The sequence below is a fragment of the Gryllotalpicola sp. CP2-P1 genome, assembly GCF_057512245.1.
Genome location: NZ_JBLRDT010000380.1, coordinates 1 through 1297, shown reverse-complemented (window position 1 = coordinate 1297; position 1297 = coordinate 1). Strand labels below are relative to the sequence as shown.

The 1297-nt window shown below is 72.2% G+C and carries 1 pseudogene; it reads left to right on the top strand.

Features of this window, described 5'->3' with window-relative positions:
- Nucleotides 1-1297, top strand: a pseudogene (locus ACM2XV_RS15385) (hypothetical protein); the annotation flags it as partial.

The window sequence follows — 1297 nt, the reverse complement described above, 5'->3', positions numbered from 1 at the left end:
TTCGCGCTGCTGCGCGGCGGCGACCGCAGCGCCCCCGAGCGGCACCGCACGCTGATCGCGGTCATCGACTGGAGCTGGAATCTGCTCAGCGAGAGCGAGCGGCGGATGCTGCGCCGACTCTCTCGCTTCCCCGACGGGTTCTCGGCCGAGGCCGCGACGGCGGTCGTGCTCGTCGACGCCGACGCGTCTCGCGAGGCCGACGCGCGGCTCGCGGCATCCGATGACCTCGATGCCCTGGTGCTGCAATCGCTCGTCTCGGTCACCGAGACGCCGCTCGGCCTGCGCTACCGCATGCTCGAGACGGTGCGCGAGTTCGGCGACATGGCGCTGGTGGATGCCGGCGAGGACGAGCTCGTCGCCACGGCGCAGTCGCGCTGGGCGCGGCGGTTCGCGGTCCAGGCGATCGCGGCCCTTCCGACGCCGGGCCAGACGGCGGCGATCCGGGGACTGGAGCTCGAGCACGACAACCTGGTCGCGGTGCTGCGCGCGCACGAGAGCGACCCGGCCACGGTCATCCCCGTGTTCTCGGCGCTGCTCTTCCACTGGATGGTGCGCAACCAGTTCCGCGAGGCGCTCGCCTTCGCGCCCGTCATCGCCCGGGCCGCGGCTGAAGCCCAGACCTCCGCGGAGTTCCCCGACGCGACGGCCATCGCCCTGATGTTCGCTGCTGTCATGGGCATCGCGGGCTCTCAGGCGCCCAAGCCCGGAAGCCGCGATGCGGAGAGGCGGCCCGAGATGCCCCCCGAGCTCGCGGAGTTCCAGGCGGTGCCGCCGACCGTCATGCTGCGTTCCGGCCTGCGCGCGGCGGTCAAGGTGCGGCGGCTCGTCCGCTCGGGGACGGTGTCGCCGTGGCTCGCGGCCGTCGCCCGGGTGCTCAGCGCGGCACTGCGCTTCCAGGCCGAGTGGGGCCTATGGCAGCTCGAGGCGCTGCGCACCTCCGACGACGAGGTCATTCGCATCATCGGCAACCTGTTCAGCGGCCTGCTCACCGAGAACACCGGTGAGTTCGACCGGTCGCTGGCCTATGTGACCGCCGCGTGGGAGGGCGCCGAGCGCCTCGGCCTCGACTGGATGGCCGGGCAGGCCGCCCAGAGCATCGCCAATCTCTCGAGCCAGGACGACCGCCCGGCCGAGACGCTCGCCTGGGCGGAGCGCGCGCGTGAGCGCCTCGCGAGAATCGACGCCATCGAAGAGATCGGGCAGTTCGACTGGATCATGGCGATCAACAAGCTCAAGCTCGGGCGCCGCGACGGGGTCGCCGAGGCGTTCGAGCGGTTCGCGAACGACGACTCGGGGC